The organism is Stenotrophomonas sp. GZD-301 (genome assembly GCF_049310345.1).
GTDB lineage: Bacteria > Pseudomonadota > Gammaproteobacteria > Xanthomonadales > Xanthomonadaceae > Stenotrophomonas.
Map to the genome: position 1 here is coordinate 13,079 of NZ_JBMOWY010000027.1, position 25,316 is coordinate 38,394.

Below are 25,316 nucleotides of genomic sequence, written 5' to 3' on the forward strand. Positions count from 1 at the left end.
CCGGAGGGCCGCTCGCCGCATGAACCGCAGGGATCGCATGGCATGTCCCCTGCGGGAACACGCTCTATAATGACCCCCTCCGTCGGAGTTGCTCCTCATGGCCGTCAGCCTTACCCCCATTGCATTTGCCCGTGTGCAGAAGTTCGTCGCCCAGACCCCCGGCGCGCTGGGTCTGCGTTTCGGCGTGACCCGCACCGGCTGTTCGGGCTGGGGCCACGTCACCGATCTGGCCCGCGACCAGCGCGACGGCGATACGGTGTTCGAGCAGGACGGCGTGCGCATCTACGTGGATGCCGACAGCCTGGCGCTGGTCGACGGCACCGAGATCGACTACGGCAAGCAGGGCCTGAGCGAGACGTTCTCGTTCAGGAACCCGAACGCCACCGCTGAATGCGGGTGCGGCGAGAGCTTTACCACCGAGGCCGACAAGGCCTGAGTCCAGGCGCCGGCTGCCGTCAGGCCCCGCCCGGCTTGCCCGGAACCCCTTTTGCCGCCATAATGCGCGGCTCCCTGCCTGTTTCCGGGCGGGGTCCTTGCCCCACCGCATTCATCCGCGGGGGGCTGTCCGGCCCCTCGGGGGCCACATCCGAAAGGTAGAAAAACATGAGTCGTCATTACGAAATCGTGTTCCTGGTCCATCCGGACCAGAGCGAACAGGTCCCGGCCATGATCGAGCGCTACAAGTCGCTGGTCGAGAACGGCAACGGCACCATCCACCGTCTGGAAGACTGGGGCCGTCGTCAGCTGGCCTACCCGATCCAGAACCTGGTGAAGGCCCACTACGTCATGCTCAACATCGAAGCCGACCAGGCCGTGCTGAGCGAGCTGGTGGAGAGCTTCCGCTTCAACGACGCCGTGCTGCGCAACCTCGTCATCAAGCGTGACGAAGCCGACACCGAGCAGTCGCTGATCATGAAGAGCAAGGACGAGAAGGGCGACAAGCCCGAGCGTGGCGAGCGTCGTCGTCGTGACGACGAAGAAGGTGAAACCACCCCCGCCGCTGACAACGAAGCCGGCGAAGACGCCGCTTCGGCCGCTTAAGGAGCACTGACATGTCCAAGTTCTTCCGTCGCCGCAAGTTCTGCAAGTTCACGGCCGAAGGTGTCAAGGAGATCGACTACAAGGATCTCAACACCCTGCGCCAGTACCTGACCGAGAACGGCAAGATCGTGCCGAGCCGCGTCACCGGTACCAAGTCGAAGTACCAGCGCCAGCTGGCAACGGCCGTCAAGCGCGCCCGTTTCCTGGCCCTGATCCCGTACACCGACAACCACGACGTCTGATGAAGGCGGGCGGCCCCCGGGTCGCCGCTTTCGTGGACCTGCCGCCCGCGCCGCAAGGCCGCGGGCGGTGTCCGGTCCACCGTTCGGATATTCGGACAGCCATCGCTGCGGGGCCACGCCTCGCTAACGAATACATATTTGGAGCTACACCATGAAGCTGATTCTTCTCCAGAAGGTCACCAACCTCGGCGGTCTGGGCGATCTGGTCGACGTGAAGCCGGGCTACGGCCGCAACTTCCTCGTCCCGACCGGCAAGGCCGTTCCGGCCACCCCGACCAACGTCGCCGAGTTCGAAGCCAAGCGCGCTGACTACGAAGCCAAGGCCCAGTCGATCCACGCCGACGCCGAAGCCCGCAAGGCCAAGCTGGAAGGCGCGAGCGTCACCATCGCCGCCAACGCATCGACCGAAGGCAAGCTGTACGGCTCGGTCGGCCCGCGCGACATCGCCGAAGCCTTCACCAAGAACGGCCTGGCGCTGGAAAAGAGCGAAGTCATCCTGGGCGAAGGCGCCTTCCGCAACGTGGGCGAGTACGAGGTGACCGTTCACCTGCACGCCGACGTCGAAACCACCGTCAAGGTGGTGGTGGAAGCCGAAAAGGCCTGATCCCTGCCGCAAGGCTGGAATCGCTGAAACGGGTGCCCGCGAGGGCGCCCGTTTTTGTTTGGGGGGTCTGGACGTCAACGGGGTGAGGGGAGCCCCACCGCCCGTGGAACACCCGCCCCGTTATACTCAGGCTATCGCGTCGCCCTCGGGGCCATTGAATCCCTGAAACATCAATGGCTTGAGGGTGGATTCTGCTCCGACATCCACCACGGCGGGGGTTGCATCCGACCTCTGCCCGGAAACCAACCACGCCATGCGTCTGTCCACGATCAAGCTCTCCGGCTTCAAGTCCTTCGTCGATCCGACCACGCTGCACCTGCCGACCAACATGACCGGCGTGGTGGGGCCCAATGGCTGTGGCAAGTCCAACATCATCGATGCGGTGCGCTGGGTCATGGGCGAAAGCTCGGCCAGCCGACTGCGTGGCGACTCGCTGACCGACGTGATCTTCTCCGGGTCGTCGGCGCGCAAGCCCGTCTCGCAGGCCACCGTCGAGCTGATCTTCGACAACACCGACCACACCATTTCCGGTGAGTACGCGTCGTTCAACGAGATCTCGGTCAAACGCACCGTCAGCCGCGACGGCAGCAGCAACTACTACCTCAACGGCACCAAGTGCCGTCGTCGTGACATCACCGACCTGTTCCTCGGCACCGGCCTGGGCCCGCGCAGCTACTCGATCATCGAGCAGGGCATGATCAGCCAGATCATCGAAGCCCGGCCTGAAGACCTGCGCGTGTACCTGGAAGAAGCCGCCGGCATCTCCAAGTACAAAGAGCGCCGCAAGGAAACCGAAACCCGCATCCGCCACACCCGCGAGAATCTCGACCGCCTCAGCGATCTGCGCGAGGAAATCGGCAAGCAGCTCGAACACCTCAAGCGCCAGGCCCGCCAGGCCGAGCAGTACCAGGCGCTGCAGGAAGAGCGCAAGGTCAAGGATGCCGAGTGGAAGGCACTGGAGTACCGCGGCCTGGAGAGTCGCCTTGGCAGCCTGCGCGATGCGCTGTCCAAGGAAGAAACGCGGCTGCAGCAGTTCATTGCCGAGCAGCGCGATGCCGAAGCCCGCATCGAAACCAGCCGCGTGCGCCGGGAAGAGGCGGCTGACGCCCTCAGCACCGCGCAGGCAGAGGTCTACCAGGTGGGCAGCACGCTGGCCCGCCTGGAGCAGCAGATCCAGCACCAGCGCGAAATGTCGCAGCGACTGAACAAGGCGCGCGACGAAGCGCAGCAGGCACTGGCCGAACTGGGCCAGCACATCAGCGGCGACGAAGCCAAGCTGTTCGTGCTGCGCGAGGCCGTGGACGAGGCCGAGCCGCGCCTGGACCACCTGCGCGAAGAAAACGAGATCAAGCAGGAAGCCCTGCGCGAGGCCGAGGCCCGCCTGGCGGACTGGCAGCAGCGGTGGGAAGCGCACACCCGCAGTACGTCCGAGGCGTCCCGTGCCGGTGAGGTTGAACGCACCCGTGTGGACTACCTGGACCGCCAGGTGCTCGAAACGGACCGCCGCCGCGAAGCGCTTACCAGCGAGCGCGGCACCCTTGATCTGGACGCGCTGGCCGAGGTCTTCGACGACCTGCAGCTCAGGCATGAAACCCAGAAGGCCGCGCTCGACGGCCTGACCGAGCAGGTCGAGGAACGCAAACAGGCCGTTGCCGGGCTGCAGGACCGCCAGCGCAGCGGGCAGACCGAACTGGCCGAGATCCGCAAGCAGGCGCAGGCCGCACGTGGCCGCCTGTCATCGCTGGAAACCCTGCAGCAGGCCGCGCTAGGCCAGGAGCAGGGCGCCGCCGTTGCCTGGCTCACCGCGCAGCGGCTGGATTCGGCCGCGCGCGTGGGCGAACGCCTCACCGTGGAAAGCGGCTGGGAAAACGCGGTGGAGAGCGCGCTCGGCCAACTGATCGAGGGTGTGCTGGTCGACAACCCCGAAGCGCTGGTCGATGCCCTGGGCGAACTCGGCGATGGCCGTCTTGCGCTGGTGTCGGCGTCGCAGGAGGCGCTGCAGGTTGCGCCGACCTCGCTGGCGGCCAAGGTCCAGGGACCCACCGCGATCCGCCGCCTGCTCGCCCGCCTGCACGCGGCCGAGGATCTGTCCGAGGCACGTGCCCTGCAGGCAGGGCTGGGCGAGGGCGATTCGGTGATCACCCGCGGTGGCGAACGGCTCGGCGAAGGCTGGGTGCGCGTTTCGCGCTCCGGTGCCGCCAAGCAGGGCGCGCTGCTGCGCGAACGCGAGATCGTGACCCTGCGCGAGCAGATCGACACCCTGCAGGCGCGCGAAGCCGAGCTTGAGCAGCGCCTGGCCGGCTTCCGCGACCAGTTGCTGGCTGGCGAGCAGCACCGCGAGGAGGCGCAGCGCCAGTTGTACCAGGCGCACCGCAGCGTGTCCGAGCTGGGCGGCCAGCTGCAGAGCCAGCAGGGCAAAGTGGAGGCGGCACGTACCCGTATCGACCGCATCGAAGGTGAACTGTCGCAGCTGCTTGAGACCCTGGATGCGAGCCGCGAACAGGTGCGCGACGCGCGCGCCCGGCTCGACGATGCGGTCACCAGCATGGGCGATCTGGAATCCGTACGCGCGGCGCTGGAAGGCGAGCGCCGCCAGCTGACCGACGCCCGCGACCATGCCCGCGATGCCGCGCGCAACGTCCGCGAGAGTTCGCATTCGCTGGCCCTGACACTGGAATCCCAGCGCGCCCAGATCACCTCGCTGAGCCAGGCGCTGGAGCGCATGAGCAGCCAGCGCGGCCAGCTGGACACGCGCCTGGGTGAACTGCATTCGCAGCTCGATGACGGCGACTCCCCGGTGCAGGCGCTGGAGGCCGAGCACCAGAATGCGCTGGGCGAGCGCGTGCGCGCCGATCGCGTGTTGGGCGAGGCACGCACGATGCTGGAAGGCATCGATGCGGAGCTGCGCAATTTCGAGCAGACCCGTCACCAGCGCGATGAGCAGGCGCTGGCGCAGCGCGAACGCATCTCCCAGCGCAAGCTCGACCAGCAGGCGCTGGTGCTGAGCGCCGAGCAGTTGTCGGCCTCGGTCGAAAAGGCCGGCTTCGTGCTGCAGGACGTCATCAACAGCCTGCCCGAGGAAGCGCGCACCAGCGACTGGGAGCAGTCCGTGCACCAGATCGATGGCCGGATGCGCCGGTTGGAGCCGGTCAATCTCGCCGCGATCCAGGAGTACGGCGAGGCCTCGCAGCGCTCGGAGTATCTGGATGCGCAGAACACCGATCTGACCACCGCGCTGGAAACCCTGGAAGAGGCGATCCGCAAGATCGACCGCGAAACCCGCGGCCGCTTCAAGGACACCTTCGACCGGGTCAATGCCGGCGTGCAGCAGCTGTACCCGCGCCTGTTCGGCGGCGGGCATGCCTACCTCGAGCTGACCGGTGAAGACCTTCTCGACACGGGCGTGACGATCATGGCCCGTCCGCCGGGCAAGCGCGTGTCCAGCATCTCGCTGCTGTCCGGCGGCGAGAAGGCCATGACCGCGGTGGCGCTGGTGTTTGCGATCTTCCAGCTCAATCCGGCCCCGTTCTGCCTGCTGGACGAGGTCGATGCGCCGCTGGATGAAGCCAACGTCGGTCGCCTGGCCAACATGGTCAAGGAGATGAGCGAAAAGGTGCAGTTCCTGTTCGTCAGCCACAACAAGGCCACGATGGAGGCGGCGCACCAGTTGTCCGGCGTCACCATGCGCGAGCCGGGCGTCAGCCGCCTGGTCAGCGTGGACCTCGAGGAAGCGGCCCGATTGGCGGGCGCGGCCTGACGTGCCATCCTTGCCTACCTGAACGATTTAGCCGGAGACCCCCTCGAATGTCCGACATGGCAATGCTCCGCATCGGCATCCTGGCCGCCGGCCTGCTGTTGATCGCCGCGATCTTCCTGTTTGGCCGTCCGAAGAAGAAAGTCCAGGGCCGCCGCATCGAAGGCGCCGACACTGCCGCTGGCGCGCGGCGTGAGCCGGTGCTGGGCGAAGGCGACCCCGCAGGCGCTGACGCCGGTGTGCCCGGCGATGACGGCGTGACCCAGCCGGAACTGGGCCTGCCCGAGGTCGATGCCCCGGCCGCCAGCGACGTGGGCAAGCGCGCCACCCAGGACTTCGACAAGATCGTGTCGCTGTTCGTGGCCGCGCGTGCCGGTGAGCAGCTGCGTGGCGAGGACATCGTCGTTGCGGCGGAGAAGACCGGCCTGGTGTTCGGCCACATGAACGTGTTCCATCGCCTGGTCGAAGGCCACCCCGAGCGCGGCCCGATCTTCTCGATGGCCAGCATCATGAAGCCGGGCAGCTTCGACATGGCCAACATCCGGGACATGGAAACCCCGGCCATCGCCTTCTTCCTGACCCTGCCGGCGCCGCTGACCGCGCTGGATGCCTGGGAAAAGATGCTGCCGACCGTGCAGCGCATGGGCGAGCTGCTGGACGGCGTGGTGCTCGACGACAGCCGTGCCACGCTCGGCCGCCAGCGTGTCGCCCACATCCGTGACGAACTGCGCGCCTACGACCGCCAGCACCAGGCCCCGCCGCTGACCAAGCCGCCGCGCTGGTAACGGCTGGCCTGACGCTGTTGAACAGCCGGGCAGAGCCCGGCTCTACGGGGTTGGATGGGTTGCTGCGGCGAAGGCCGCCTGGAACCGTGCCATCTCCGCGGCCGTGCCCACGGTGACCCGCACCCGCTGCGGCCAGATCGACCAGCTGCGGCCGATCACGACGCCGCGGTCGGCCATCGCCGTCGCGAATGCGGCGCCATCACGCTGCACATCGACCACGAAACAGTTCGCTTCGGACGGCACGCAGGAAAAGCCACGCTTGCCCAGCCAGGCGATCGTGGCCTGGCGTACCTGGGCGTTCTCCGCCTTGCGCCGCGCGATCAGGTCCGGGTCGCGCAGGCTGGCCAGGCCGGCCGCCAGTGCGGTCACCGGCAACGGGTTGTCGCCGAGGCTGGCCAGCTCGCGCAGGCGGTCCGGATGCGCCGCCGCCACGCCCAGGCGCAGCCCGGCCATGCCATACAGCTTGGAGAACGTGCGCAGCACGATCAGGTCGTCGCGCTGCATCACCTGGCCGATCACCGACCGCTGGTCGCTGTACTGCAGATAGGCTTCATCGACCAGCACGCGGGTACGCGCCGGTTTGTGCGCCAGCAGCCAGGCGATGTCGGCGGCCGGCGTGATCGAGCCGGTGGGATTGTTGGGATTGCACAGATACAGCAGGCCCGCATCGATGCGCGCCGCAGCCGCGACCATCGCCCGCACGTCGTGCGCGCCGTCCGCGCGCAGCGGCACGCGGACCACCGGCGCGCCGCGCGCGGCTGCCAGGTCGCCGAGTGCCTCGAAGGTCGGATCGGCGACGACCAGCCCGGCACCGGGTGCGGTCCACAGCACGGCCGCCCGGTTCAGCGGTTCGCTGGAGCCCGGGAACAGCCGCACCTGCGCCTTGCCCAGCCCTTCCTGCGTGGCGAACAGGTCGCGCAGCTCGCCGGCCATTGCGAACAGATACCGCCCGCTCTGGCCCACCACGTCGCGGGCGGCCGCCTGCGCAGCCGGGGCAGGGCCATACGGGCACTCGTTGAAGTTGAGCAGGACCGGTCCCGTCGCGTTGACCGCCGCATTGGAGCGGGGCAGGGCCGCCTGTGCAGGGGCAAGGCCCAGGCTCGACAGGGCCAGGCCGGTGCCGGCCAGGTGCAGGAAGGAACGACGGGAGGGCACGCTGGGATGTGTCACGGGGCACCGCGGGCAGAGGGCAAGCCGGCACGCTAGCGCTGCTGGCGTGCGGCGGCAAGCGTTGCTCATCCGCGATAAAATCGGCAGCCCCTTCAGGATTGCCGACCGCATGAGCCCCAGCCCCGCCGAACGTGCCGACGTCCTGCGCCGCCAGATCGAGGAAGCCGGCAAGGCGTACCACGAGCGCGACGAGCTGCTGATTCCCGACGCGGAGTACGACGCGCTGGTGCGCGAGCTGGAGGCGCTGGAGCAGGCACACCCCGCGCTGGCCCGCGCCGATTCGCCGACCCAGCGCGTGGGCGGCAAGGCCTCCTCGCGCTTTGCCGAAGTCCGCCATGCGGTGCCGATGCTGTCGCTCGGCAATGCGTTCAGCGACGAGGAAGTACAGGATTTCGTGCGCCGCATCGCTGAGCGCCTGCGCCGCGATGCGCTGTACTTCTCGGCCGAGCCGAAACTGGATGGCCTGGCGATCAGCCTGCGCTACGAAGACGGCCAGTTCGTGCAGGGCGCCACCCGCGGCGATGGCGCCACCGGCGAGGACGTCACTGCCAACCTGCGCCAGATCAGCGTGATTCCGCACCGCCTGCAGGGCGAGGGCTGGCCCGACGTGCTGGAGGTGCGCGGCGAGGTGTACATGGCGCGCGCCGATTTCGAGGCGTACAACGCCGACGCCCGCCTGCACGACGGCAAGGTGCTGGCCAACCCGCGCAATGCCGCGGCCGGTTCGCTGCGCCAGCTCGACCCGAAGATGAGCGCCCGGCGCAAGCTGAGCTTCTATGCCTACGGCACCGGCGAAGTGCAGGGCGGCGAGCTGCCCGCCACGCACTCGGCCACGCTGGCGCAGCTGCGCACGTGGGGCTTCCCGGTCAGCGACCTGTGCCAGGTGGTGGAGGACAGTGACGGTCTGCTGGCGTATTACCGTGACATCGGCGAGCGCCGCGATGGCCTGGCGTTCGACATCGACGGCGTGGTCTACAAGCTGGACGACCGCGCCGGCCAGGAACAGATGGGTTTCGTCTCGCGCGCCCCGCGCTGGGCGATCGCACACAAGTTCCCGGCACAGGAACAGACCACGACCGTGGAAGCCATCGAAATCCAGATCGGCCGCACGGGCGCGGCCACCCCGGTGGCACGCCTGGCGCCGGTGGCGGTGGCGGGGGTGATCGTGTCCAACGCCACCCTGCACAACGCCGACCAGATCGCGCGGCTGGACGTGCGCGTCGGCGACACCGTGATCGTGCGCCGCGCCGGCGACGTCATTCCGGAAGTGGTGAGCGTGATCGCCGAGCGCCGGCCCGCCGGCACCGCGCCGTGGCAGATGCCCACGCACTGCCCGGTGTGCGGCGCAGAGATCGTCCGCGAGGAAGGCGAGGCTGCCTGGCGCTGCTCGGGCGAGTTGAGCTGCCCGGCGCAGCGCAAGGAAGCCATTGCGCACTTCGCCTCGCGCCGTGCGATGGACATCGACGGCCTGGGCAACAAATACATCGAGATCCTGGTCGACGCCGGCATCGTGCGCAGCGTGGCCGATCTGTACCGTCTGCAGCGCGATCAGCTGCTGCAGTTGAAGCTGGTGCTGGACGCCGAGTCGCCCGAAGCACTGGCCGGCCAGATCGGCGCACATCTGCCGCCGGAGGGCAGTGGCGATTACCTGCGCGCACTCCTGCAGCTGGATGGCCGCGACGAGGCCTGGCGCGCGCAGGCGCTGGCGATGCCGGCCGCGTTCGTCTGGAACACGAAAAAGATCGCCACCCGCTGGGCGGACAACCTGATCGCGGCCATCGACGCCAGCCGCGACACCACGCTTGAGCGCCTGCTGTTCGCGCTGGGCATCGAACACGTGGGTGAAAGCACCGCCAAGGCGCTGGCCGCCTGGTTCGGCGACCTGGCATTGATCCGCCGGCTGCCGTGGCCGCTGTTCAAGCGCGTGCCGGACATCGGTGGCGAAGTGGCGCGGTCGCTCGGGCACTTCTTTGAGCAGGACGGCAACCAGAAGGCCATCGATGCCCTGATCACGATCGGCAAGGTGCGCATCACCGACACGCACAAGCCGTCAGCCAAGCTGCGCGACGGCCTGGATTTCGCCCAGGTGCTGGTGGAGGCCGAAATCCCGGGCATCACCCGCCTGCGCGCCGAGAAGCTGGTCGCCGCATTGCCTGACGCTGACACGCTGCTGGATGCCGAGCCGGTGCGCTTCGTCGCCGCCGGGCTGCCCAATGAGGTCGCGCTGGGTCTGGCCGACTGGCTCGACCGCGACGGTCATGGCCACATGCTGGTCAAGGCCGAGGCCTGCCGGCAGGAACTGCTGGCCCTGGCGCCGGACCAGGCCGAGCAGGTTGCCGGGCCGCTGGACGGGCAGACCGTGGTGCTGACCGGCACGCTGGCGCAGATGACCCGCGACGAGGCCAAGGCGCGGCTGGAAGCGCTGGGCGCCAAGGTGTCCGGCAGCGTGTCGAAGAAGACGGCGTTCGTCGTTGCCGGCACCGAGGCGGGGTCCAAACTGACCAAGGCGCAGGAACTGGGCGTGGAGGTCTGGGACGAAGACCGCCTGCTGGCCTACCTGGCCGCACACTGATCCTGACGAGACTTCGCATGCATACCGTTCCCCTCGATTTCCGCCTGGCCACCGTGGCCGACGCCGATCTGCTGATTGGCCTGATGCGCGACTTCTACGCCGAAGACAAGCTCGACTTCGACCCCGCCCGCGTGCGTCCCGCACTGACGGCACTGCTCGAAGAGCCGCGCAACGGCGAGGTGCTGCTGTGGCTGTCCGAGACCGGCGAGGTGGTGGGCTACGCGGCGCTGGCGATGGGCTTCAGCCTGGAGCAGGGCGGGCACTTCGCGCTGCTTGATGAGCTGTACCTTCAGCACGCCGCGCGCGGCCGTGGGCGCGGCAAGCAGGCGCTGGCAATCCTGGAGCAGCGCGCCAACGCGCGCGGCGTCGCGCGGATGCGCCTGGAGGTGAACCATCACAACGAACTGGCGCGCCGCCTGTACCTGGCCACCGGCTATGTCGATGACACGCGTGACCTGTTGACCCTGCCGCTGGCCGAACGCCTGCGCGACGCACGCGCATGATCGCCGCCCTGCGCCAGCGCGCCGCGCTCAACGCGTGCATCCGCGAGTTCTTCGCCACGCGTGGCGTGCTCGAAGTGGAAACGCCGATCCTGTCGGTGGCCGGCAATACCGAACCCAACATCGACAGTTTCCACACCCGTTTCAGCGGCCACGTCGATGCCGGCCCCGCACAACGCTGGCTGCGCACCTCGCCGGAATATCCGCTCAAGCGCCTGCTCGCCGCCGGCGTGGGCGACTGCTACGAGCTGGGCCGGGTGTTCCGCAACGGCGAAGCCGGCGGCCGCCACAACCCCGAGTTCACCATGCTCGAGTGGTACCGGGTGGGCTGGGACCATCATCGCCTGATCGATGAAACCGCCGCACTGGTACGCGCGGCACTGTCGCTGGTGCAGCGCGAAGCGCGCCTGGAGATCATCGACTACCGCAGCCTGTACCAGCGCCGGCTCGGCGTGGACCCGTTCGACGCGGACATCGAGGCGCTGCGCGCGCCGCTGTCGGACATCCACATCGATCCGCAGGGGCTGACCCGCGACGACTGGCTGGACCTGTTGATGACCCACTGCATCCAGCCTGCGTTCGGTGACGATACGATGACGGTGGTGCACGACTGGCCCGCCAGCCAGGCCGCGCTGGCGCGGGTGCGCCCGGGTACGCCGGCACTGGCGGAGCGTTTCGAGCTGTACCTGGGCGCGGTGGAACTGGCCAACGGCTATCACGAGCTGAACGATGCCGCCGAGCAGCGGGCGCGTTTCGAACGCGATCATGCGCTCCGCCGCCTCCGCGGCGCGGTGCTGCCGCCCCTGGACGAGGCGTTGCTGGCCGCGTTGCCGCAGCTTCCCGACTGTGCGGGCGTGGCGGTGGGTGCGGACCGGCTGTTGATGGCGATGAACCGCACCACCGCCATCGCCGATGTCCTGGCCATCGATTTTGCCCGGGCCTGAACGGGTTTCAGACAATCGCGTCTTGCGCGCCGTGGATGATGATGCTCTGATCACACCCGATGTCAGAAGGTGTAACGCGTGATCGTTCAGTTGCGGCGGGGACCGTGTCGATGAAGGTGTTGGCCAGCGCAGGCATGCCGCTATGTTCGCTGTTGCTGTGGCTCGGGCTGGCACCGCCGGCCGTGGCGCAGCCGTCCGGCTATGCCGGGCAGGTGGTGCGCTGCGAATCGCGCGACATGGAATGGGTGCATTGCGACATGCCCGTGGACGGTGGCGTGGACATGGTCCGCCAGTTGTCCGAGAACACCTGCGTGCGCGGTTCCGAGTGGGGCACCGATCGTTCCGGTGTGTGGGTGACGCTGGGCTGCCGTGCCGAGTTCCGTGCGCGTACGTCGGCCACCGCCAAGCGCGAAGGCGAGCGTTTGACGCGGCGCGTGGTGCGCTGCGAATCCAACGGCCGCCCGCAGAACTGCCCGGTGGTGCTGCAGGGCGCGCCGGTGCGCCTGCTGCGCCAGTTGTCCGCACTGCCGTGCCGCGAGAACCACAGTTGGGGCGCACGCCGCAACGAGATCTGGGTGACGCGTGGATGCCAGGGCGATTTCGAGGTGGGGGCCGCCGACGGCTCCGGTTTCCTGATGGTGCCGCGACTGCTCACCTGCGAATCCAAGTCGCGCCAGCGTCGCTTCTGCGGGGCCAGCATCAACCACGGCGCCACGCTGTCCAAACAGTTGTCCGGCAGCCCGTGCGAGCAGGGCCGGACCTGGGGCTGGGATGCACGCGGGGTGTGGGTGGACGACGGCTGTCGCGCCGAGTTCTCGGTCAATTGAACCGGCCGCGCGTCCGGGCCTGACCCGACGGCGGCGCGCCGCTACAATGGCGCGATGAACGCATCCACCGACATCGACTACGCCCGCTACGACCACATCCGCCCCATCCTGTGGACCGGCGAATCCCTGCAACTGCTGGACCAGCGCAAGCTGCCGTTCGTGGTCGAGCACGTGGAGTGCCGTGACAGCGATGCGGTTGCCGAGGCCATCCACGCATTGACCGTGCGCGGCGCACCCGCCATCGGCATTGCCGCGGCGTGGGGCGCGGTACTGGCCGCCAACGGGCTGCAGGCCGACGACGGCGCACAGGCGCTGCTGAAGCTGGAACCGGCGCTGCAGCGGCTCAACGCTGCGCGACCGACCGCGGTCAACCTGGCGTGGGCCCTGGCGCGCATGCGCCGCGCCCTGGCCCCGGCCGGCAGCGACTGGCGCGACGTGCTGGCAGCCGAAGCGCAGGCCATCGCCGATGAAGACCTGGCCGCCAACCGCCACATGGGCGCCCTGGGCGCCGGGCTGATCGAGGCCGGCAGCGGCGTGCTGACCCACTGCAACACCGGCTCGCTGGCCACCGCCGGTTTCGGTACCGCACTCGGCGTGATCCGCGCCGGCATGGCCCAGCACCGCATCGCCCGCGTGTTTGCCGGCGAGACCCGGCCGTGGCTGCAGGGCGCCCGCCTGACCGTGTGGGAGCTGCAGCAGGACGGCATCGACGCGACCCTGATCGCCGATTCAGCCGCCTCGCACCTGATGAAGACCGGCGCGGTGCAGTGGGTGATCGTCGGGGCGGACCGGATCTGCGCCAATGGCGATACGGCCAACAAGATCGGCACCTACCAGCTGGCCATCGCCGCCCGCCACCACGGGGTGAAGGTCATGGTGGTGGCGCCGTCCTCAACGGTGGACATGGACACCGCCGACGGCGACCAGATCGAGATCGAGCAGCGTGATCCCGGCGAGCTGTACGGGGTGGGCGGGGTCCGTACGGTGGCCGAGGGCATCGCGGCCTGGAACCCGGTGTTCGACGTCACCCCGGGCGAGCTGATCGATGCCATCGTGACCGAGCGCGGGGTGATCCTGAACCCGACCACGGCCAATATGCGGGCCGCCTTCGGGGAAGCCCCCGCAACGGCCCCGTAAGTTCCTGATTCTTGCCGGTAAAACCCCGGTAAATCGAGGCGGGAAACGGCCCGTTGTGGTAGACTCCAACGGTTAATCGAGATTCCGTCGCGGCCGCCCCGAAAGGGCTGGCGCGACGGACTGGACCGCTACCAGACAACGGAACCCGAATGGCAGAAACCGCCAAGGAAATCATCCAGGTCAACCTGGAAGACGAGATGCGCAAGAGCTACCTCGATTACGCGATGAGCGTGATCGTGGGCCGCGCCCTCCCGGATGCGCGCGATGGCCTCAAGCCGGTGCATCGCCGCGTGCTGTTCGCGATGAGTGAACTGAACGCGCACAGCAACAAGCCTTACTTCAAGTCGGCCCGTATCGTCGGTGACGTCATCGGTAAGTACCACCCGCATGGCGACCAGTCGGTGTACGACACCCTGGTGCGCCTGGCGCAGCCGTTCTCGCTGCGCTACATGCTGGTCGATGGCCAGGGTAACTTCGGTTCGGTCGACGGCGACTCCGCTGCGGCGATGCGTTACACCGAAGCGCGCATGTCCAAGCTCACCCATGAGCTGATGGCGGACATCGACAAGGAAACCGTCGATTTCCAGCCCAACTACGACGAGAAGGAACTGGAGCCGACGGTCATGCCGACCCGGTTCCCGAACCTGCTGGTCAATGGTTCGGCCGGTATCGCGGTGGGCATGGCGACCAACATCCCGCCGCACAACCTGACCGAGTCGATCAATGCGTGCATCGCGCTGATCGACAATCCGGCGATCGACGTCGACGGCCTGATGGAGTACATCCCGGGCCCGGACTTCCCGACCGCGGGCATCATCAACGGCACCGCCGGCATCGTTGCCGGCTACCGGACCGGTCGTGGCCGTGTGCGCATCCGCGCCAAGGCCGATATCGAAGTGGCCGACAACGGCCGCGAATCGATCATCGTCACCGAGATTCCGTACCAGGTGAACAAGGCCCGGTTGATCGAGAAGATCGCCGAGCTGGTCAAGGAAAAGAAGCTCGAAGGCATCAGCGAGCTGCGCGATGAGTCCGACAAGGACGGCATGCGCATCTACATCGAAATCAAGCGCGGCGAGTCGGCGGAAGTTGTTCTGAACAACCTCTACCAGCAGACCCAGATGGAGTCGGTGTTCGGCATCAACATGGTGGCGCTGGTCGATGGCCGTCCGCAGTTGATGAACCTCAAGCAGCTGCTCGAGGCCTTCGTGCGTCACCGCCGCGAAGTGGTCACCCGCCGCACCGTGTTCGAGCTGCGCAAGGCGCGCGCCCGTGCGCACGTGCTGGAAGGCCTGACCGTCGCGCTGGCCAACATCGACGAGATGATCGAACTGATCAAGACCTCGCCCAATCCCAACGAAGCGCGCGAACGCATGCTCGCCCGTCTGTGGGAACCCGGCCTGGTGGGTTCGATGCTTGGTGCCGCCGGTGCCGAGACCTCGCGTCCGGACGACCTGCCCAAGGGCGTGGGCCTGATCGAGGGCGGCTACCAGCTGACCGAGATCCAGGCCACCCAGATCCTGGAAATGCGCCTGCACCGCCTGACCGGGCTGGAGCAGGACCGCCTGACCGAGGAATACAAGCAGCTGCTGGAAACGATCGCCGGGCTGATCCACATCCTGGAAGATCCGGACCGCCTGCTGCAGGTGATCCGCGAAGAGCTGATCAACGTGCGCACCGAGTTCGGCGACGAGCGCCGCACCGAGATCCGCCACAGCGAAGAAGACCTGGACATCCTCGACCTGATCGCGCCGGAAGACGTGGTGGTCACCCTGTCGCACGCCGGCTACGTCAAGCGCCAGCCGGTCAGCGCCTACCGGGCCCAGCGCCGCGGTGGCCGTGGCCGCAGCGCGGCGTCGACCAAGGAAGAGGATTTCATCGAGCAGCTCTGGCTGGTCAACACGCACGACACGCTGCTGACCTTCACCAGCTCGGGCAAGGTGTTCTGGCTGCCGGTGCATCAGCTGCCGGAAGCCGGTTCCAATGCACGCGGCCGCCCGATCATCAACTGGATTCCGCTGGAATCCGGCGAGAAGGTGCAGGCCGTGCTGCCGGTGCGCGAGTACGCCGATGGCCAGTTCGTGTTCTTTGCTACCCGCAACGGTACCGTCAAGAAGACCCCGCTGAGCGAGTTCGCGTTCCGTCTGGCCCGCGGCAAGATCGCCATCAATCTCGATGACGGCGACGCGCTGGTGGGTGTCGGCCTGACCGACGGCGAGCGCGACATCCTGCTGTTCGCTTCCAACGGCAAGACCGTGCGCTTCGGTGAAGACAAGGTCCGCTCGATGGGCCGCACCGCCACCGGTGTGCGCGGCATCAAGATGCCCAAGGGCGAGGAAGTGGTCAGCCTGATCGTGGCCGAGAGTGCCGGCGGCAACGAGGACGAGAACGAGGACGACACCGTCATCGACGATGCCGTGGTCGAGAGCGGCGATGCCGTGATCGAGAACGGGGCCGACGACGACAACGCGCTGTACATCCTCACCGCCACCGAGAACGGCTACGGCAAGCGCACCCCGCTGCCGGACTACCCGCGCAAGGGGCGTGGCACCCAGGGCGTGATCGGCATCCAGACCACCGAGCGCAACGGCAAGCTGGTCAGTGCGGTGCTGATGGGGCCGCGCGACGAGGTGCTGCTGATCTCCGATGGTGGCACCCTGGTGCGCACCCGCAGTTCGGAAATCTCGCGCGTGGGCCGCAACACCCAGGGCGTCACCCTGATCCGCCTGTCCAAGGACGAGAAGCTGCAGGCGGTCGAGCGCATGGATGCCTCGCTGGATGACGGTGCCGACGAAGAGGGCGCCGACGAGGCGGCCGCGATCGCCGCCGCACCGGTGGTAGCACCGCCGGACGCGTAACGCGGTTGCGTTGCGGTACCACGGAAAACGCCGGCGCATGCCGGCGTTTTTCGTTGTTGCCCGGGCGCGGGTGGAAAGAACGCGCCGCGTTCACGAGCCCGGTGGGATAAGGGCCGGGGAATCAGGAGCGCGCAATGTCCACCACGACGCAGGCCCGCTATACCCGCCACTGGCTGCTCGGCGTGCTGGCCATGATCCTGCTGGTCCTGGGCGCGGTGCTGGCGCTGGGCGGCGGCTGGTTGGCTCGACTCGGTGGTTCCTGGTACTACCTGCTGGCAGGGCTCGGCCTGCTGGTTGCCGGCGTGCAGCTGTGGCGCGGGCGGGCCAGTGGTGCGGCGTGCTTCGCGCTGGTGTTCGTGGGCACCGTGCTGTGGACCTGGTGGGAATCGGGCAGCGACTACTGGCGCTGGGTGCCGCGCCTCGGTCTGATGGTGGCGCTGGCGTTCGTGCTCTGCCTGCTGCTGCCGCGCCTGCAACGGCCGGTATCGCGCGCCGTGTCGCGCAGTCTGGCCGGTGTGCTGGCGCTGGTGTTCGTGGCGGCCTTCAGCCTGGCGTTCGTTCCGCATGGGGTGACCGCTGCCGAGGGCGACTTCCCGGAGCCGATGGTCGCCGCCGGGCTGGCGCCGACCGCCGAGGCGGCGCTGCAACCGGCCGACCGGCCGGCCGACGGCGACTGGGCCGCTTACGGCCGCAACAACGCGGCCACCCGGTTCTCGCCGCTGCAGCAGATCACGCCGGACAATGTGGGTGGCCTGCAGCAGGCCTGGATGTTCCGCACCGGCGACCTGCCGGACAAACGCTGGGGCGCGGAAACCACCCCGCTGAAGATCGGCGACAGCCTCTACCTGTGCACCGCGCGCAACCAGCTGATCGCCCTTGATGCCACCGATGGGCGCGAGCGCTGGCGCTTCGATCCCAAGGTCAGGAACGCCTCGATTCCGTATACCGCCGCCTGCCGGGGCGTGGCCTATTACGAGGTGCCGGCCACCGCGCAGGACGCTGCGTTGGCCGACGTTGCCGCCGATCTGGCCGTGCCGCAGGTGGGCGTGCCGCTGCTCACCCAGGTGCCGCGCGGCGCCTGCGCGGCGCGCATCATCGAGGGCACGCTGGATGGCCGGTTGATCGCGGTCGATGCGGCCACCGGCAAACCGTGCGCGGGTTTCGGCAACAACGGTCAGGTCGACATCACCCTTGGCATGGGCGACGCCCCGCCGGGCTACGTCTCCATCACCTCGCCGCCGGCCATCGTGCAGGGCGTGATCGTGACCGGCCACCAGGTGCTGGATGGCCAGCGACGCGATGCGCCCTCCGGCGTGATCCAGGCCTACGACGCGGTCACCGGCAAGCTGCGCTGGGCCTGGGACATGGACCAGCCGCAGCGCAGCGGGGCGCCGCCGCAGGGCCAGACCTACACCCGCGGCACGCCGAACATGTGGACCACCGCCACCGGCGATGACGCACTGGGGCTGGTGTACCTGCCGATGGGCAATGCGGCGGGTGACTACTGGAGCGGATCGCGCACCGAGGCCCAGAACCGGTATGCGACCTCGCTGGTGGCCGTCGACGTGAACACCGGCAAGCCGGTGTGGCATTTCCAGGCGGTGCGCAAGGACGTGTGGGACTACGACATGGGCTCGCAGGCGACGCTGGTGGACTATCCCACCGCGGCCGGCAAGGTGCCGGCGATCCTGCTGCCGACCAAGCAGGGCGACATGTACGTGCTGGATCGGCGCACCGGGCAGCTGCTCACCCCCGCCGAGGAGCGCCCGGTACCAGGCGGCGGCGTGGAGCCGGAACAGCGCTCGCCGACCCAGCTGTTCTCGCTGTATCACACGCTGCGCAAGCCGGACCTGACCGAGCGCGACATGTGGGGCATGACCCCGATCGATCAGCTGGTCTGCCGCATCCAGTTCCGCAGGGCGAGCTACCAGGGCTTCTACACCCCACCGACCGCCGACCGGCATTCCATCGAGTACCCGGGCTACAACGGCGGCTCGGACTGGGGCAGCGTCGCGGTGGAGCCGCGGCGCGGGGTGATCGTGGCCAACTACAACGACATGCCCAACTACAACCTGCTGGTGCCGCGCGCCACGGCGGACAGGCTGGGCTGGCTGCCGCGCGAGGACGTGCGCGCCGACAAGGGCGGTGCCGAAGGGGCAGGGGATCCGCAGGTGGGCACGCCGTATGCCATCGACGTCAACGCCGGCTGGCGCCTGCCGTTCACCAAGCTGCTGTGCAAGCAACCGCCCTACGGCGGCATCCGCGCGGTTGACCTGCGCAGCGGCAGAACGCTGTGGGACCGTCCGTTCGGCAGCGCCCGCGGCAACGGTCCGTTCGGGATCCGCTCGGGACTGCCGATCGAGATCGGCACGCCCAACAACGGCGGTTCGGTCGTGACCGCCAGCGGCCTGGTCTTCATCGCCGCCGCCACCGACGACCTGCTGCGCGCCATCGACCTCAAGACCGGCAAGGAACTGTGGCACGTCGCGCTGCCCGCCGGCGGCCAGGCCAACCCGATGATCTACGAGCAGGGCGGGCGGCAGTACGTCGTCATCATGGCCGGCGGCCACCATTTCATGGAAACCCCCGCAGGCGATTACGTGATCGCCTACGCGCTGCCACACCACCCGTAGAGCCGGGTTCTACCCGGCTGCTTTTCCGTCGGCGTCATGCGCATCCGACACAAGCCGGGTAAAACCCGGCTCTATCGTGCGGAATGCGCTGACGAACCACCACAGCGTCTTCCGCTGCCATCCCTACGTGCCATCGCCCACGATGCCGGCATGGCCAGTCCCTCCCTACAGCGTGGGCGCATCTCCAGCGCCGGCAGCTGCTACGTCGTCACCACGGTCACGGCACAGCGTGTTCGCCTGTTCGTCGACACCGCCAACGCGCAGGAGGTCTGCCATTGGCTGCGCGCCTCGGATGACCAGGGGCGCACCGAATCCCTGGCATGGGTGGTCATGCCGGACCATGTCCACTGGATGTTCCGCCTGTGCGACACGCCACTGTCGATCGTGATGCGAACCTTCAAGTCGCGGTCGGCGAAAGGCCTCAACCAGGCGAACCGAACCCAAGGCGCCGTCTGGCAACCGGGCTACTACGACCAGCTGCAGCGCGACGATCGCCACCTCCTGGCCGAGGCCACCTACATCCTCGCCAACCCCCTGCGCGCCGGCTTGGCCGCCGGCATGAACGATTACCCCTTCGCCTGGTGCCGATGGCCAGTCCCCTGACGGCGGGGGGCTGCCCGGCGTGCGTCAGGCGTACAGGCACCCAAACGAAAGGCAGCCGGGTAAAACCCGGCTCTACGAGGCGATGCAGGTGCCCGGCACTGTGACGAAAGGCAGCCGGGTAGAACCCGGCTCTACGAGATCATGTGCGTACCCGGCCCCGTAGAGCCGGGCTCTGCCCGGCTTGCGTCAGGCGTGCAGTCACCCGAACGAAAGGCAGCCGAGTAGAACCCGGCTCTACGAGGCGATGCAGGTGCCCGGCACCCAAACGAAAAGCAGCCGGGTAGAACCCGGCTCTACGGGGCGACGCAGGTAACGCCGCAGGGGCTACCGGGGTACCCGCACCATCCGGGTCATCAGGTGTTCCACCACGTTTTCCGGGTGCGCGGTTCGGCCCACGTGGGTGCTCGACATCTGCACCACCGAGCTACGCTTGGCAGTCAGGAAATGGAAGCGCGCGCGTGCCGGCAGCCGGGCGATGGGACCGGCGTCGGCGTCGCCGCGGCAGATCGCCACGATGGCATCCAGCCACGGCTGCAGCGCGTCCATGTCCAGGCTGGGCGCGAACGCCTGCATCCGCGGCGCATCGATCTCGATGGCCGCTTCCAGATGCTTCGCACCAGGACACGACACGATCACCCCGACGTTGATGAACTCCTCGCGCTCCACCCGCGGTACCACGCGGATGACCGCGTAGTCATACGTGTGCAGTGTGGGCACGGACGGCCTCCTGGACGAAGGCGGCACGCATGCGCAGGCGATGGGTGAGGTAATCGATGTACGCCTGGCGATACGCCGCCGGGCTGTCGAATGCCGGTTCGTCGACCAGCCAGCTGTCCGGCACCAGGCCGACGATGCGTTCGATCTCCGCGTCGGGCAGCAGCCCGGCCATCGCGGCGTCGACCGCGTTGATCTGCGTGGCAGACGGCAGCAGCACATGGTCGCGGATCAGCACGAAAGGCTTCACGCAGGCGTCGCCCGCCGTGGCCCAGTCGTGGTGGAAGTACATCGCCGCACCGTGGTCGATCAGGTACAGCTTGCGGTGCCAGACCATCAGATTCGGATTGCGGGCAGTACGGTCCACGTTGCTGGTGAACGCGTCGAACCACACGATGCGCGAGGCCAGGTCGGCATCCACCGCCATTGCAGCCGGGTCGTAGTTGATCGCGCCGGGCAGATAGTCGCTACCCAGATTCAGGCCTTCGCTGGCGCGGATCAGGTCCTGGATCTCCGGATCCGGCTCGGTGCGGGCGAACTCGCGGTCCAGCTCCACGAACACGATTTCCGGAATCGGCAGCGCCAGGCTGCGTGCGATCTCGCCGGCGATCAGCTCGGCAATCAGCGCCTTCGGGCCTTGCCCGGCGCCGCGAAATTTGAGCACCACCATGCCATCGTCGTCGGTCTCGACCACGGCAGGCAGCGAGCCACCCTCGCGAAGGGGGGTGATGTAGCGAAGCGCGTGGACAGTACGCACGGGGCACCATTGACGGAACAAGCAACGCCATCTTACCGTGGCGCGGCGTCGGCCCACAGGGGGCGGACCGGCAGCGCGTTCGAAGGAACAGCATATGGGCAAGGGATGGGCGTTCACCCATCCCATGACCCGGGAAGTGGTGTTTGCGGTCGAGGGCAACCTGCTGAAGAACGCATCCACGTCCGCGCGGTTGCTGGAATTCGCGTCGTACTGAAGGGGACTGTCATGCAGATGTATACCTACGTCGTGAGCCTCCGGATCACGCACCCCTCCATCGATCCTGAGCAGATCAGTCAGATGCTTGGCAAACCTGCAGACTGGTGCTGGAAGGCAGGGGAGCCGCGCCGCACGCCGACGGGGACGTTGCTGCAGGGGACGCGGCCGGAATCGTACTGGACCTGCGACCCCTTCCATGAGCGTTGGCGGGAGTCCACCGAAGAGGGCTTCGAGGACGCGCTGGAGCAAACGCTGGGCTGGCTTGAGCCGCACGCGGCGTTCCTGTTGGAGATCGCCGAACAGGGCACGATCCGCATCTGGTTCAGTTCGCACAGCAACCGGAATTTCGCCATCGAGCTGCCACCCCGGTTGCTCGGCCGCATGGCAGCGTTGGGCATTTCGCTTGTCCACGACGTCTACCAAGGCGCGTGACTGAAGGCAGCCGCAGGGCAAGGCTGGCAGCGCAGCTAGTGCTTTCGGCCCATTCCGGCACGTTTGCGCGGTGCTAGATTCCACGGGATGCCGGCGACATGTGTGCTGCCGGAGCCCACACCTGCAAGGGGATCTGGATGTTCATCCGTCGTACCTGCCTGGCTTCGGCCATTGCCTTGGCAACGCTCAGTGTCGCCACACCGGCCTTCGCCGACTATGCCAAGCCGCCGGAAGCGCTGCTCAAGGTGCTCAAGGCGCCGCCGCCGCCGATGCCCAGCGTGGACCCGACCGGCCAGCGTCTGCTGTTGACCACCGCGCAGACCTACCCGTCGATCCGCCGTGTCGCGCAGCCGTACCTGAAGCTGGCGGGTGTGCGCCTGGAGCCGAAGAACCGCAGCCGCCACGACACCCAGGGCGGTTACGGCATCCCGGCCTGCGTGGCCGATTTCACCCTGGTCGACATCGACAGCCGAAAGCACACGCCGGTAACGCTGCCGCAAGGCTGTGCGGGCAACGCGCAGTGGTCGGCCGACGGCCAGCGCTTCGTGTTCCAGAACGCGGTGGACACCTCGGTGCAGCTGTGGGTGGGCGATGCCGCCTCCGGCCAGGTCAGGCAGATCCCGGGTGTACAGCTCAATCCGATCTTCGGCTACACGGTGCAGTGGCTCGGCGGCAGCCAGAACCTGCTGGTCAAGCTGGTGCCCGCCAACCAGGGCGCGGCGCCGTCCAATGAAGATGGCGCGGCCGGCCCGGACATCCAGGAATCGCTCGGCGCCAAGGGCGAGAGCAGCACCTACGAATCGCGCGACACGCTGACCAGCGTGCATGACGAAAAGCTGTTCGCCTACTACGGCCAGTCGCAACTGGCGGTGGTGGATGCCAATGCCGGCAGCGTGCGCCCGATCGGCGCGCCGGCGCTGTACAACGACATCTCGCCGGCACCCGATGGCGTGCACGTGCTCACCGAGACGCTGAAGGCGCCGTTCTCGCATGCGGTCACCTACCAGCGCTTCGCCAACGACGTGGCCGTGCTGGACCTGGGCAGCGGCCGCAGCACGCCGGTGGCCAGCCTGCCGCTGGCCGACCGCGTGCCGGTGCACGGCGTGCCCGAAGGCCCGCGCGACTTCGACTGGCGCTCCACCGATCCGGCCACGCTGGTGTACGCCGAAGCCCTGGACAAGGGCGACTGGAAGGTCAGCGTGGCCCACCGTGACCGCGTGCTGATGCTCAAGGCGCCGTTCACCGGCACGCCGGTGGAGATCGCGCGTACCGCGCAGCGCTTCGAAGGCATCGCCTGGAGCGCGGACCCGGCCGTGTCGTTCCTGTACGAAAACGACGAGAACCGCCATTGGCGCCAGACCCGCATTGTCGATGTGGACCGTCCCAAGCAGGCCGGGCGCCTGCTCTGGGATCTGTCCAGCGATGAGCTGTACGGCGACCCGGGCAACCTGGTGTTCAAGCGCCTGCCCAACGGCGCCAGCGTGGTGCGCCAGGAGGGCAACAACGTGTTCCTGCGCGGGCAGGGCGCCTCGCCGCAGGGCGATCGTCCGTTCCTGGACCGCCTGGACCTGGGCTCGCTGAAGAGCGAGCGCCTGTTCCGCAGCGATGCCGATGCCTACGAGCAGGTGCTCGGCTTCACCGGCACCGCCGGCCGCGTGCTGACCTGGCACCAGTCGGTGACCGAGGCACCCAATGCGTTTGTGCGCACGCTGGGCGAGCGCACTGCGCCTGCCGCCAAGGGCGAGGCGGAGTTCGCGTCCACCCCGGCCGCGCTGACCCAGCTGACCGATCCGACGCCGGAAGTGCGCCAGATCCAGAAGCGCCTGGTGACCTACAAGCGCGCCGATGGCGTGGACCTGTCGTTCACCCTGTACACGCCGCCGGGCTACAAGGAAGGCCAGCGCGTGCCGGCGATCCTGTACGCGTATCCGGCCGATTTCGCCAACGCCGCGCAGGCCGGCCAAGTGTCCGGTTCGCAGCAGACCTTCACCCGTCTGGCACCGTACCGGCTGATGCTGCTGGCCGGCTACGCGATCATCGACAACGCCTCGTTCCCGATCGTCGGCGATCCGAAGACCGCCTATGACACCTACCTGGAACAGCTGGAAGCCGATGCCAAGGCCGCAGTGGACAAGGCCGTGGACATGGGCGTGGTGGACCGCAACCGGATCGGCGTCACCGGGCACAGCCACGGTGGCCTGATGACCGCCAACCTGATCGCGCACACCAACCTGTTCAAGGCCGGCGTGGCGACCAGTGGCTCGTACAACAAGACGTTCACGCCGTTCGGCTTCCAGAACGAGCGCCGTTCGGTGTGGCAGGCGCAGGATGTGTATCTGAAGGCATCGCCGTTCTTCTACGCCGACAGGATCAAGCTGCCGCTGCTGCTGGTCCACGGTGAGGACGATGCCAATCCGGGTACCGAGCCGTTCCAGTCGCGCAAGCTCTTCCAGGCGATCCGCGGCAACGGCGGCACCACCCGTCTGGTGATGCTGCCGCATGAGCCGCACTGGTACACCGCGCTGGAATCCAACGAACAGCTGGTGTCGGAAATGCTCAACTGGTTCGACACGTACGTGAAGAACGCGCCGGCCAGCACGCACTGACCGGTCGGTAGCGAACGCGACGGCCGCGCCCCACGGGGTGCGGCCGTCTGCGTCTGGGCGCGATGCACCGGCAACCGGCGGTAGACTTGCCGTTCGCCTCGAACCGGAGCAATCGCCATGCCGCAGTCGGCACACACCGTGGCCCTGAGCGCCGCCTTTGCCCTGCTCGGGGCGCCGCTGTCCGGCGGTGCTGCCGCGGACGCGCCGTCGGTCGGCGCGCCGGCGGTCAATCCGCTGTACGTGACGCCTGCCGATTCGCTCACACCGGACCAGGTCCGCTACCTGCAGCAGCAACTGCGCGACTGGCCGCAACTGGAGCGCTACCGCGCGGAAAACGCGGCGTTGCCGATGGCGCAGGCGGGGCAACCCCGCGTGGTGTTCTTCGGTGACTCCATCACCGAAGGCTGGGGGCCCACCGGCAGCGGCACGTTCTTCCCCGGCAAGGGCTACGTCAACCGCGGCATTTCCGGGCAGACCACCGCGCAGATGCTGCTGCGGTTCCGCCAGGATGTGATCGCCCTGCAGCCGGCCGTGGTGGTGATCCTGGCCGGCACCAACGACATCGCCGGCAACACCGGCCCGGCCACCCAGGCGATGATCGAAGACAACCTGCATGCGATGCGCGAGCTGGCGCAGGCGCACGGCATCCGTGTCGTGCTGGCCTCGGTGCTGCCCGTGAGCGAGTACCCCTGGCAGCGCGGCATCCAGCCGGCACCGAAGGTGCGAGCGCTCAACGCGGCCCTACAGAGCTATGCGCGCGACCAGGGCGTGGTGTATCTGGACTACCACCGCGCGCTGGCCAATGCCGACGGTGGGCTCGATCCCGCCGTGGCCACCGATGGCGTGCATCCCACGCCAGCCGGGTATGCGCGCATGGCGCCGCTGGCCGAGAAGGCCATCGCCGAGGCGCTGGCCCGCTAG

The 25,316-nt window shown here is 68.1% G+C and carries 20 protein-coding genes; 17 read left to right on the top strand and 3 right to left on the bottom strand.

Annotated features, from left to right (window positions below):
• The first annotated feature begins 97 nt into the window (after positions 1–97).
• The 6 genes from ACO6VK_RS07065 (at position 98) to zipA (ending at position 6,426) form a co-directional block, all read left to right on the top strand.
• Positions 98–436, top strand: coding sequence for a HesB/IscA family protein (locus tag ACO6VK_RS07065; RefSeq protein WP_422506196.1), 339 nt, complete (start codon positions 98–100; stop codon positions 434–436).
• A gap of 167 nt (positions 437–603) precedes the next feature.
• A complete protein-coding gene (gene rpsF / locus ACO6VK_RS07070) occupies positions 604–1,041 on the top strand; it encodes a 30S ribosomal protein S6 (RefSeq protein ID WP_017355346.1) in 438 nt (145 codons plus the stop codon).
• A gap of 11 nt (positions 1,042–1,052) precedes the next feature.
• Positions 1,053–1,283: a 30S ribosomal protein S18 gene (gene rpsR, locus ACO6VK_RS07075; protein ID WP_002804494.1), complete on the top strand. Its 231-nt coding sequence runs from the start codon at positions 1,053–1,055 to the stop codon at positions 1,281–1,283.
• 151 nt (positions 1,284–1,434) lie between these two features.
• Positions 1,435–1,887, top strand: a complete 453-nt coding sequence (gene rplI, locus ACO6VK_RS07080) for a 50S ribosomal protein L9 (RefSeq protein WP_422506197.1) — start codon at positions 1,435–1,437, stop codon at positions 1,885–1,887.
• A gap of 253 nt (positions 1,888–2,140) precedes the next feature.
• Entirely contained in the window at positions 2,141–5,644 is a 3,504-nt protein-coding gene (gene smc, locus ACO6VK_RS07085) for a chromosome segregation protein SMC (protein WP_422506198.1), read from the top strand.
• A gap of 47 nt (positions 5,645–5,691) precedes the next feature.
• Entirely contained in the window at positions 5,692–6,426 is a 735-nt protein-coding gene (zipA, locus tag ACO6VK_RS07090) for a cell division protein ZipA (RefSeq protein WP_422506199.1), read from the top strand.
• Positions 6,427–6,468: 42 nt separating this feature from the next.
• Here the strand turns inward: zipA and ACO6VK_RS07095 are convergent, their stop codons facing one another.
• Positions 6,469–7,596 (bottom strand): pyridoxal phosphate-dependent aminotransferase, encoded by a 1,128-nt coding sequence (locus ACO6VK_RS07095; protein ID WP_422506200.1) that lies wholly within the window; start codon positions 7,594–7,596, stop codon positions 6,469–6,471.
• 109 nt (positions 7,597–7,705) lie between these two features.
• On the opposite strand from ACO6VK_RS07095, the gene ligA reads away from it, so the two are divergent.
• The 8 genes from ligA (at position 7,706) to ACO6VK_RS07135 (ending at position 19,670) form a co-directional block, all read left to right on the top strand.
• On the top strand, positions 7,706–10,168 hold the full coding sequence (ligA, locus tag ACO6VK_RS07100; protein ID WP_422506201.1) for an NAD-dependent DNA ligase LigA: 2,463 nt from the start codon (positions 7,706–7,708) through the stop codon (positions 10,166–10,168).
• 17 nt (positions 10,169–10,185) lie between these two features.
• Positions 10,186–10,671, top strand: coding sequence for a GNAT family N-acetyltransferase (locus tag ACO6VK_RS07105; RefSeq protein WP_422506202.1), 486 nt, complete (start codon positions 10,186–10,188; stop codon positions 10,669–10,671).
• On the top strand, positions 10,668–11,612 hold the full coding sequence (gene epmA / locus ACO6VK_RS07110; protein ID WP_422506203.1) for an EF-P lysine aminoacylase EpmA: 945 nt from the start codon (positions 10,668–10,670) through the stop codon (positions 11,610–11,612). The genes ACO6VK_RS07105 and epmA overlap by 4 nt, the downstream gene beginning before the upstream one ends.
• A gap of 110 nt (positions 11,613–11,722) precedes the next feature.
• Complete coding sequence (locus ACO6VK_RS07115; RefSeq protein ID WP_422506204.1) at positions 11,723–12,439, top strand: DUF3011 domain-containing protein; 717 nt, start codon at positions 11,723–11,725, stop codon at positions 12,437–12,439.
• A gap of 54 nt (positions 12,440–12,493) precedes the next feature.
• Positions 12,494–13,576, top strand: a complete 1,083-nt coding sequence (mtnA, locus tag ACO6VK_RS07120; RefSeq protein ID WP_422506205.1) for an S-methyl-5-thioribose-1-phosphate isomerase — start codon at positions 12,494–12,496, stop codon at positions 13,574–13,576.
• Between the two features lie 149 nt (positions 13,577–13,725).
• Positions 13,726–16,434, top strand: coding sequence for a DNA gyrase subunit A (gene gyrA, locus ACO6VK_RS07125; RefSeq protein ID WP_422506206.1), 2,709 nt, complete (start codon positions 13,726–13,728; stop codon positions 16,432–16,434).
• A 134-nt stretch (positions 16,435–16,568) separates the two neighbouring features.
• Entirely contained in the window at positions 16,569–19,067 is a 2,499-nt protein-coding gene (locus ACO6VK_RS07130) for a membrane-bound PQQ-dependent dehydrogenase, glucose/quinate/shikimate family (RefSeq protein WP_422506207.1), read from the top strand.
• A 150-nt stretch (positions 19,068–19,217) separates the two neighbouring features.
• Positions 19,218–19,670 carry an REP-associated tyrosine transposase gene (locus ACO6VK_RS07135; RefSeq protein ID WP_422506208.1) on the top strand — a complete coding sequence of 151 codons (453 nt, stop codon included), beginning with the start codon at positions 19,218–19,220 and terminating at the stop codon, positions 19,668–19,670.
• Positions 19,671–19,994: 324 nt separating this feature from the next.
• Here ACO6VK_RS07135 and ACO6VK_RS07140 read toward each other — a convergent pair whose 3' ends face one another.
• Together ACO6VK_RS07140 and ACO6VK_RS07145 are read right to left on the bottom strand one after the other, a co-directional pair.
• Entirely contained in the window at positions 19,995–20,387 is a 393-nt protein-coding gene (locus ACO6VK_RS07140; protein ID WP_422506209.1) for a DUF3037 domain-containing protein, read from the bottom strand.
• Entirely contained in the window at positions 20,365–21,141 is a 777-nt protein-coding gene (locus ACO6VK_RS07145; protein ID WP_422506210.1) for a HipA family kinase, read from the bottom strand. The genes ACO6VK_RS07140 and ACO6VK_RS07145 overlap by 23 nt, the downstream gene beginning before the upstream one ends.
• Before the next feature lie 225 nt (positions 21,142–21,366).
• Here ACO6VK_RS07145 and ACO6VK_RS07150 point away from each other — a divergent pair, with 225 nt between their 5' ends.
• From ACO6VK_RS07150 to ACO6VK_RS07160, 3 genes are all read left to right on the top strand, one after another.
• Positions 21,367–21,789, top strand: a complete 423-nt coding sequence (locus ACO6VK_RS07150) for a DUF4279 domain-containing protein (RefSeq protein ID WP_422506211.1) — start codon at positions 21,367–21,369, stop codon at positions 21,787–21,789.
• 137 nt (positions 21,790–21,926) lie between these two features.
• Positions 21,927–24,395, top strand: a complete 2,469-nt coding sequence (locus ACO6VK_RS07155) for a S9 family peptidase (RefSeq protein ID WP_422506212.1) — start codon at positions 21,927–21,929, stop codon at positions 24,393–24,395.
• A gap of 117 nt (positions 24,396–24,512) precedes the next feature.
• Positions 24,513–25,316 carry an SGNH/GDSL hydrolase family protein gene (locus ACO6VK_RS07160; RefSeq protein WP_422506213.1) on the top strand — a complete coding sequence of 268 codons (804 nt, stop codon included), beginning with the start codon at positions 24,513–24,515 and terminating at the stop codon, positions 25,314–25,316.

Excerpts from the sequence above, each read along its gene's own strand:
- ACO6VK_RS07065 (WP_422506196.1), top strand. The coding sequence starts at position 98 with ATGGCCGTCAGCCTTACCCCCATTGCATTTGCCCGTGTGCAGAAGTTC.
- rpsF (WP_017355346.1), top strand. The coding sequence starts at position 604 with ATGAGTCGTCATTACGAAATCGTGTTCCTGGTCCATCCGGACCAGAGC.
- rpsR (WP_002804494.1), top strand. The coding sequence starts at position 1,053 with ATGTCCAAGTTCTTCCGTCGCCGCAAGTTCTGCAAGTTCACGGCCGAA.
- rplI (WP_422506197.1), top strand. The coding sequence starts at position 1,435 with ATGAAGCTGATTCTTCTCCAGAAGGTCACCAACCTCGGCGGTCTGGGC.
- smc (WP_422506198.1), top strand. The coding sequence starts at position 2,141 with ATGCGTCTGTCCACGATCAAGCTCTCCGGCTTCAAGTCCTTCGTCGAT.
- zipA (WP_422506199.1), top strand. The coding sequence starts at position 5,692 with ATGTCCGACATGGCAATGCTCCGCATCGGCATCCTGGCCGCCGGCCTG.
- ligA (WP_422506201.1), top strand. The coding sequence starts at position 7,706 with ATGAGCCCCAGCCCCGCCGAACGTGCCGACGTCCTGCGCCGCCAGATC.
- ACO6VK_RS07105 (WP_422506202.1), top strand. The coding sequence starts at position 10,186 with ATGCATACCGTTCCCCTCGATTTCCGCCTGGCCACCGTGGCCGACGCC.
- epmA (WP_422506203.1), top strand. The coding sequence starts at position 10,668 with ATGATCGCCGCCCTGCGCCAGCGCGCCGCGCTCAACGCGTGCATCCGC.
- ACO6VK_RS07115 (WP_422506204.1), top strand. The coding sequence starts at position 11,723 with ATGAAGGTGTTGGCCAGCGCAGGCATGCCGCTATGTTCGCTGTTGCTG.
- mtnA (WP_422506205.1), top strand. The coding sequence starts at position 12,494 with ATGAACGCATCCACCGACATCGACTACGCCCGCTACGACCACATCCGC.
- gyrA (WP_422506206.1), top strand. The coding sequence starts at position 13,726 with ATGGCAGAAACCGCCAAGGAAATCATCCAGGTCAACCTGGAAGACGAG.
- ACO6VK_RS07130 (WP_422506207.1), top strand. The coding sequence starts at position 16,569 with ATGTCCACCACGACGCAGGCCCGCTATACCCGCCACTGGCTGCTCGGC.
- ACO6VK_RS07135 (WP_422506208.1), top strand. The coding sequence starts at position 19,218 with ATGGCCAGTCCCTCCCTACAGCGTGGGCGCATCTCCAGCGCCGGCAGC.
- ACO6VK_RS07150 (WP_422506211.1), top strand. The coding sequence starts at position 21,367 with ATGCAGATGTATACCTACGTCGTGAGCCTCCGGATCACGCACCCCTCC.
- ACO6VK_RS07155 (WP_422506212.1), top strand. The coding sequence starts at position 21,927 with ATGTTCATCCGTCGTACCTGCCTGGCTTCGGCCATTGCCTTGGCAACG.
- ACO6VK_RS07160 (WP_422506213.1), top strand. The coding sequence starts at position 24,513 with ATGCCGCAGTCGGCACACACCGTGGCCCTGAGCGCCGCCTTTGCCCTG.